General features: G+C 72.0%; 8 protein-coding genes and 1 riboswitch. All 8 genes read right to left on the bottom strand.

The features are described from left to right. Positions 1-142: 142 nt before the first annotated feature. A complete protein-coding gene (locus ACWGDX_RS09640) occupies positions 143-895 on the bottom strand; it encodes an MBL fold metallo-hydrolase (RefSeq protein WP_363085674.1) in 753 nt (250 codons plus the stop codon). Between the two features lie 515 nt (positions 896-1,410). Then, on the bottom strand, positions 1,411-2,361 hold the full coding sequence (locus ACWGDX_RS09645) for a PLP-dependent cysteine synthase family protein (RefSeq protein WP_453623880.1): 951 nt from the start codon (positions 2,359-2,361) through the stop codon (positions 1,411-1,413). After that, positions 2,361-2,663, bottom strand: a complete 303-nt coding sequence (locus ACWGDX_RS09650; RefSeq protein WP_363085677.1) for a MoaD/ThiS family protein — start codon at positions 2,661-2,663, stop codon at positions 2,361-2,363. The genes ACWGDX_RS09645 and ACWGDX_RS09650 overlap by 1 nt, the downstream gene beginning before the upstream one ends. 102 nt (positions 2,664-2,765) lie before the next feature. Then, positions 2,766-2,882 (bottom strand): putative leader peptide, encoded by a 117-nt coding sequence (locus ACWGDX_RS09655; protein ID WP_363085678.1) that lies wholly within the window; start codon positions 2,880-2,882, stop codon positions 2,766-2,768. A 69-nt stretch (positions 2,883-2,951) separates the two neighbouring features. Continuing rightward, on the bottom strand, positions 2,952-3,788 hold the full coding sequence (locus tag ACWGDX_RS09660; protein ID WP_453623882.1) for an ABC transporter ATP-binding protein: 837 nt from the start codon (positions 3,786-3,788) through the stop codon (positions 2,952-2,954). Then, a complete protein-coding gene (locus ACWGDX_RS09665) occupies positions 3,785-4,831 on the bottom strand; it encodes a FecCD family ABC transporter permease (RefSeq protein WP_453623884.1) in 1,047 nt (348 codons plus the stop codon). The genes ACWGDX_RS09660 and ACWGDX_RS09665 overlap by 4 nt, the downstream gene beginning before the upstream one ends. Positions 4,832-4,837: 6 nt before the next feature. Then, on the bottom strand, positions 4,838-5,890 hold the full coding sequence (locus ACWGDX_RS09670; protein ID WP_453623984.1) for an ABC transporter substrate-binding protein: 1,053 nt from the start codon (positions 5,888-5,890) through the stop codon (positions 4,838-4,840). 49 nt (positions 5,891-5,939) lie between these two features. After that, positions 5,940-6,051, bottom strand: a riboswitch (cobalamin riboswitch). A gap of 9 nt (positions 6,052-6,060) precedes the next feature. Further along, the gene (locus ACWGDX_RS09675) at positions 6,061-6,474 is read right to left on the bottom strand and encodes a M67 family metallopeptidase (RefSeq protein ID WP_363085886.1); all 414 of its coding nucleotides are present in this window, start codon (positions 6,472-6,474) and stop codon (positions 6,061-6,063) included. Positions 6,475-6,653: the final 179 nt, after the last annotated feature.

The following is a 6,653-nucleotide window of genomic DNA, read 5'->3' on the forward strand; positions in this document are numbered from 1 at the left end:
GTGGGCCCCGCCGTTGTCAGGAACGGCGGGGCCCACGGTTCATCGCCTCGGGCAAGCTGTCGGACACGTCTGACAGGTCCGACAGGCCGGACGGCCGGACAGGTCGGCCACGTCGGACAGGTGGCCGGTGCCTGGCGGCCGGTCAGATGTCGTACACGGCGCCGGGAACGGCGAGTTCCGCGCGGCCTCCGTACACCTCGCGGGCGTCGGAGAGATTCTGCTCGCCGTCCGTCCAGGGCGGGATATGCGTGAGGACGAGCCGGCGCGCGCGGGCGCGGGCGGCGTGGGCGCCGGCCTCGCGGCCGTTGAGATGGAGGCCGGGGATGTCCTCCTTGCCGTAGGTGAAGGCCGCCTCGCAGAGGAAGAGATCCGTGTTCTCGGCCAACTCGACCAGTGGCTCGCAGACACCGGTGTCACCGGAGTAGGTGAGGGACCGGCCGCCGTGCTCGATACGGATGGCGAAGGTCTCTATGGGGTGCGCGACCTTCTCCGTCCGGACCGCGAAGGGGCCGATGTCGAAGGAGCCCGGCTTGAGCGTGTGGAAGTCGAAGACCTCGCTCATGGACTTGTCCGTCGGGGTGTCCGCGTAGGCCGTGGTGAGGCGCTGCTCGGTGCCCTCGGGCCCGTACACCGGGATGGCGTCGCAGCGTCCGCCGTCGAACCGGTAGTAGCGGGCCACGAAATAGCCGCACATGTCGATGCAGTGGTCCGCGTGGAGATGGCTGAGGAAGATGGCGTCGAGGTCGTAGAGACCAACATGGCGCTGCAACTCGCCAAGGGCGCCATTACCCATGTCGAGGAGCAGCCGGAAGCCGTCGGCCTCTAGGAGGTAGCTGGAGCAGGCCGATCCCGCGGAGGGGAACGAACCCGAACAGCCGACGACGGTGAGCTTCATGGAGCGTGAACCTCCGTGGCGTGGAAGGGGGGCGACGGGGGTTGTGCGGTTTGTCGAGCGTAAAGCGCGAAACGGCTGGTCGCTCCTCCACAGCGGTCCGTTGTGGGAGAACTCACCTGCGCTGTCACCGGTTCGGATGGACGGTGACGACGGGGTGACGGCGGGGCCGGCGGGCCCCGTACACGCGTCCGGCCCCCGGCCCGGATCGGGCGGGGGGCCGGGGGCGGGTCCGGAAATCGGGGGGTGCCCGGGGCGTCGTCGGACGGCCGCGCCCGGAACCGGCTCCGGGTCACGTCCGGGTACGCCCCGGAGTCACGTCCGGATACGGCCCCGGGTCACGCCCAGGCACGGCCGGGAGTCAGGCCCAGGCGCGGCCGGGAGTCACGCTCGTGTACGGCGCCGGGTCACGTCCGTACGCGCCCCGGATCACTCCCCGATCACGCCCGTGCGCGGCCCGGATCACGCCCCGTGCGCGGCCCGTGTACGGCCCGGATCACCGCCGGGCCGTGCTCGGTCTACGCCCAGAGCTGGCCGCGCAGTGTCTCGATCGCCTCTTCCGTGGTGGCCGCCGTGTAGACGCCCGTCGAGAGGTACTTCCAGCCGCCGTCCGCGACGACGAAGACGATGTCGGCGCTCTCCCCGGCCTTGACCGCCTTGCGCCCGACGCCGATCGCCGCGTGCAGCGCGGCGCCGGTCGAGACGCCCGCGAAGATGCCCTCCTGCTGGAGGAGTTCACGGGTACGGGTGACCGCGTCGGCCGAGCCGACGGAGAAACGGGTGGTGAGTACGGACGCGTCGTACAGCTCGGGCACGAACCCCTCGTCGAGGTTGCGCAGCCCGTAGACGAGATCGTCGTAGCGCGGCTCGGCGGCGACGATCTTGATGTCGGGCTTCTGTTCACGCAGGAAGCGGCCGACGCCCATCAGCGTGCCCGTCGTACCGAGCCCCGCCACGAAGTGGGTGACGGACGGCAGGTCGGCGAGAATCTCGGGACCCGTGGTGGCGTAGTGCGCGCCCGCGTTGTCGGGGTTCCCGTACTGGTAGAGCATCACCCACGAGGGGTTCTCGGCCGCCAGCTCCTTGGCGACCCGTACCGCCGTGTTGGAGCCGCCCGCCGCCGGGGACGAGATGATCTCGGCGCCCCACATCGCCAGCAGGTCGCGGCGCTCCCGGGAGGTGTTCTCCGGCATGACGCAGACGATGCGGTAGCCCTTGAGCCTGGCCGCCATGGCGAGCGAGATACCGGTGTTGCCGCTGGTGGGCTCCAGGATGGTGCAGCCCGGGGTGAGCCGTCCGTCCTTCTCGGCCTGCTCGACCATATGGAGGGCGGGCCGGTCCTTGACCGAGCCGGTCGGGTTGCGGTCCTCCAGCTTGGCCCAGATACGCACGTCGTCCGAGGGCGACAGCCTCGGGAGCCGTACCAGAGGGGTGTTGCCGACCGCCGCCAGCGGGGAGTCGTAGCGCATCAGGCCGGGATCGCTTCGAGCGCGCCGCCGGCCACCGCGGGCAGGATCGTCACGCTGTCGCCGTCGGCGAGCTCGGTGGAGACGCCGTCGAGGAAGCGGACGTCCTCGTCGTTGAGGTAGACGTTCACGAACCGGCGGAGCTGGTTGTTCGCGGCCGGGTCGATGAGCCGCTCCCGGATACCGGCGTGCCGGGTCTCCAGGTCGGCGAACAGCTCGGAGAGCGTGTCGCCGGTGCCCTCGACGGCCTTCGCGCCGTCGGTGTAGGTACGGAGGATGGTCGGGATGCGGACCTCGATGGCCATGACATGGGCTCCTGTCGGGAGACGGCGTGACGGGCGCGCGGCTCGGGCCCCCGCGCGAGGGGATGGTGCGAGTACGGCGGGGCAGCGCTCGGGGGCTGTCGCTCAGCCGGCGGCGCTGTCGGGACAGATGGCGCTGGCGAGGCGGCACAGGTCGACGTGCAGCCGCGCCACGAGCAGCGGGGTGCTCGGCGTCTTGTCGCTCACGTCGGTAAAAACCATGGGTTCATCGTATCGATTCCCGCCCGGCGCCCCGGTACGCGTTCTCGTACGGTGGACGAATGGTGTTCGTCAGGCGGACGGCGGGAGATAGACGACCGTGGGGGCGCCGGTGACGGGATGGGTGGTGACCTCGGCCGTCACCCCGTAGACCGTCGCGAGCAGCTCGGGGGTCAGTACGGAGCGCGGCGTTCCGGAGGCGACGATCCGGCCGCCCTGGAGCACATGGATACGGTCGCAGTAGTACGCGGCGAGGTTGAGATCGTGCAGGGCGAGCAGACTGGTCGTGCCCGATCCTCTGATCAGCGTGAGGACATCGAGCTGGTGCCGGATGTCGAGATGGTTGGTCGGTTCGTCGAGTACGAGCAGGGCCGGGCGCTGGACGAGGGCGCGGGCGATGAGCGCGCGCTGCCGTTCGCCGCCGGAGAGCGAGGGGAAGTCCCGGTCCGCGAGGGCGGCGATCCCGGCACGTTCGAGGGCGGCGTCGACGAGGGCCGTGTCGGCGGCCGTGTCGGCCTCCCAGAAGCGTTTGTGCGGCGAGCGGCCCATGGCGACGACCTCACGGACGGTCAGCTCGAAGTCGAGACGGCTGTCCTGGGGCACGGTGGCGACCCGGCGTGCCCGTGCCTTGGCGGTCATGGTGTGCAGATCGCCGCCGTCGAGGAGGGCGTGTCCGGCTGTCGGGCGGAGCGTGCCGTACACACAGCGGAGCAGGGTGGTCTTGCCGCTGCCGTTGGGGCCGACGAGTCCGATGGTCTCGCCGGGGGCGGCGGTCAGCTCGGCGCGGTCGACGAGCAGCCGGCCGCCGGTCTCGTACGACAGTCCTTCGACGCGCAGCTCGGCGGCGGGTACGGCGGGCGGCGCCGCCGGTCCGGACGACGGCCGCGAGGCGCTCGTGGCGGCGCTCATACGGGTGCTCCTTCCGGGCGGCGGCGCATCAGCCAGAGGAAGAGCGGCCCGCCGGTGAGGGCGGTGAGCACCCCGACGGGGATGTCCTGGGGCGCGGCGACCGTACGGGCCGCGAGATCGGCGACGACGAGGACGACCGCCCCGCCCAGCGCCGCGACGGGCAGCAGCGCGCGGTGACCGGCGCCGACCGCCATCCGGGCGGCGTGCGGTGCCAGCAGCCCGATGAAGCCGACCGCCCCGCTCGCGGCCACCATCACCGCGGTGACCAGGGAGGCGAGGACGAAGACCGCGGCGCGGAAGCGTGAGGTGTCGAGACCGAGCACGGTCGCGCCCTCCTCCCCCGCCAGCAGCAGATCGAGCGGTCTGGCCAGGGCGATGAGCAGTGCGGTCCCGGCGGTGAGCGCCGCGGCGGGCGGTACGAGCGTGGCCCAGCGGGCGCTGCCGAGGCCGCCCAGCGACCAGTACAGCGCCTCCTGGAAGTGCTCGGGCCTGGCGGAGACGACCAGGATGAGCGTGGTGAGCGCGGAGAGGATGTACGAGACGGCGACGCCCGCGAGCACGAGCCCGCCGCCGGTCATCGTGGAGCCGCGCCGGGCCAGCCCGTACACCAGCGCCAGCGCGAGGAGCGCCCCGGCGAAGGCGGCGGCCGGCATCGCGACGGTGGTGGTCACCCCGCCGCCGACGCCGAGGACCAGGACCAGCACGGCGCCGGTGGAGGCGCCGGAGGAGATGCCGAGCAGGAAGGGGTCGGCGAGCCGGTTGCGTACGAGCGACTGGAGGACGGCGCCGACGACGGCGAGCCCGGCGCCGACGATCACCCCGAGCAGCACCCTCGGCAGCCGTACGTCGAGCACGATGGTGCGGAAGGGGCCCGGCTCCGCGCGGCCGGTCAGGATCGTGATCACCTGACCGGGCGGGATCCGTACGGAGCCGAGGGCGAGGCCCGCGACGACGGCGACGGCGAGGGCGGCGGCGAGAGCGCCGAGCACCAGAGTGTGGCGGAGCCGCCCGTGGGCGCGGGCGGGCGCGGTGGCGCGGGTCATGGCGGTTTACTTCACGGACTCGGGGTGGAGCTGGGCGGCGAGCCGTCCGACGGCGGCGGGGGCCCGTACGCCGAGGACCACGTCCGAGAGGGGCATGACCGCGAAGCGCTGGTTCCTGACGGCCGGTACGTCCTTGAGCACCGGGTCTTCCAGCAGTCGCTTCTTCTTCTGCGCGACGGTGGTGGAGCCGTAGTCGTAGATCACGATGACCTCGGGCTCGCGTGCGACGACCTCTTCCCAGGTGGCGTCGCCGAAGGGCTTGTCGAGGTCGGCGAAGACATTGCGCCCGCCGGCCAGCTCGATCAGCTCGTTGCCGATGCCCCTGCCGCCCGCGGTGAACGCGGTCTTGTCGCCGCTGTCGTAGACGAAGACGGAGAGTGGTTCGACGCCCTTCAGCCCGTCGGCGGTGGACGCGACGGTGGTGCGGGCGTCCGCGATCCACTTCTCGGCGCGGTCCTGGACGCCGAAGGTGCGGCCGGTCTCCTCGACCTCCCGGTAGACGTCGTCCATGGACACGGACGGGGACGGGGAGGACGGGGACGCGGAGGACGGGGACGGGCCGCCGTCGGCGCAGCTCTCCAGATTGAGCCGGGTCCCGATGCCGGAGGCCTTGAGGTCGTCGCGGCTGCGGCCGTCCTTGGCGTCGAAGGCACTGGCGTATCCGCCGTAGACGAAGTCGGGGTCCGCCGCGAGCAGCTTCTCCTTGGAGGGGTACTCCGCGGAGAGGACGGGGACGCTCTTGTACGCCTTCTCGTAGGCGGGGAGGATCCGGTCGTCCAGGTAGGCGGTGCCGACGAGGGACTTCTCCAGACCGAGCGCGAGCATGATCTCGGTGACGTGCTGGTTCATGGTGACCACACGCTTCGGCGGCGCCTGGTAGGTGGCCGTCACACCGCAGTTGGTGACGGTGTACGGGAAGCCGGGCGCGGCCTTCGCGGCGGGCTTGCCGTCCGCCGGGTCCGTGGTCTCCGTGGTGGTGCCGCAGGCGGCGAGCGGGAGCAGTACGGCGGTCACGGCGGATATGAGGGCGGGTGTGAGCGCACGGCGGCGCCGGGACAGGACAGACACGACTGGGCCTCCTCCGGGGGATTTCCGCGTCCCCTGGCTGGTGGGAGAAGGGCGGCAGGTCAGTTCCTGGCTGCCAAGCGGAGCTTGGTCACAGTGGCGGGACCGCGCCGGTTTCGCACCGGCTTCCTGGGTCCTGCCGCCCTGGTTCAGCCGTGAGTCTCTCAGACGATCTCGACGGGCTCCTCGGTGACCTCGCCGTCGACGATCCGGTACGAGCGGAACTGGAACGGGCCTGCGTCGTCGGTGTCCGCGGTGGAGACCAGCACATAGTGGGCGCCGGGCTCATTGGCGTAGGTGATGTCCGTACGGGACGGATAGGCCTCGGTCGCGGTGTGCGAGTGGTAGATGATCACCGGTTCCTCGTCGCGGTCGTCCATCTCCCGGTAGAGCTTGAGCAGATCCGCCGAGTCGAACTCGTAGAAGGTGGGCGAGCGCGCGGCGTTGAGCATGGGGATGAACCGCTCGGCCCGTCCGCTGCCCTCGGGGCCCGCGACCACACCGCAGGCCTCGTCGGGGTGGTCGGCTCGCGCGTGCGCGACGATCTGGTCGTGCAGGGCCTGGGTGATGGTGAGCATGGGGAGAATATAAACGGACGGCTCCGGGCCGGGGGCGGGCCGGTGCCCCTCGGTCGTGAAGGCGGTCGTGGGGGGGCCCCCCCCCCCGCGGCGGGGGGGGGGGCCGCCGGGGGGGGGGGGGGGCGCCCGCCCCCCGGGGGGGGGCCCCCCCCCCCGCCCCCGCGCCCGCCCCGCGGCGC

The sequence above is a fragment of the Streptomyces sp. NPDC055025 genome, from assembly GCF_053608565.1.

What these genes read in the sequence shown, in the direction of transcription:
- ACWGDX_RS09645 (WP_453623880.1), bottom strand. Translation starts at nt 2,361, where the DNA reads ATGCGCTACGACTCCCCGCTGGCGGCGGTCGGCAACACCCCTCTGGTA.
- ACWGDX_RS09655 (WP_363085678.1), bottom strand. Translation starts at nt 2,882, where the DNA reads ATGGTTTTTACCGACGTGAGCGACAAGACGCCGAGCACCCCGCTGCTC.
- ACWGDX_RS09650 (WP_363085677.1), bottom strand. Translation starts at nt 2,663, where the DNA reads ATGGCCATCGAGGTCCGCATCCCGACCATCCTCCGTACCTACACCGAC.
- ACWGDX_RS09665 (WP_453623884.1), bottom strand. Translation starts at nt 4,831, where the DNA reads ATGACCCGCGCCACCGCGCCCGCCCGCGCCCACGGGCGGCTCCGCCAC.
- ACWGDX_RS09640 (WP_363085674.1), bottom strand. Translation starts at nt 895, where the DNA reads ATGAAGCTCACCGTCGTCGGCTGTTCGGGTTCGTTCCCCTCCGCGGGA.
- ACWGDX_RS09675 (WP_363085886.1), bottom strand. Translation starts at nt 6,474, where the DNA reads ATGCTCACCATCACCCAGGCCCTGCACGACCAGATCGTCGCGCACGCG.
- ACWGDX_RS09660 (WP_453623882.1), bottom strand. Translation starts at nt 3,788, where the DNA reads ATGAGCGCCGCCACGAGCGCCTCGCGGCCGTCGTCCGGACCGGCGGCG.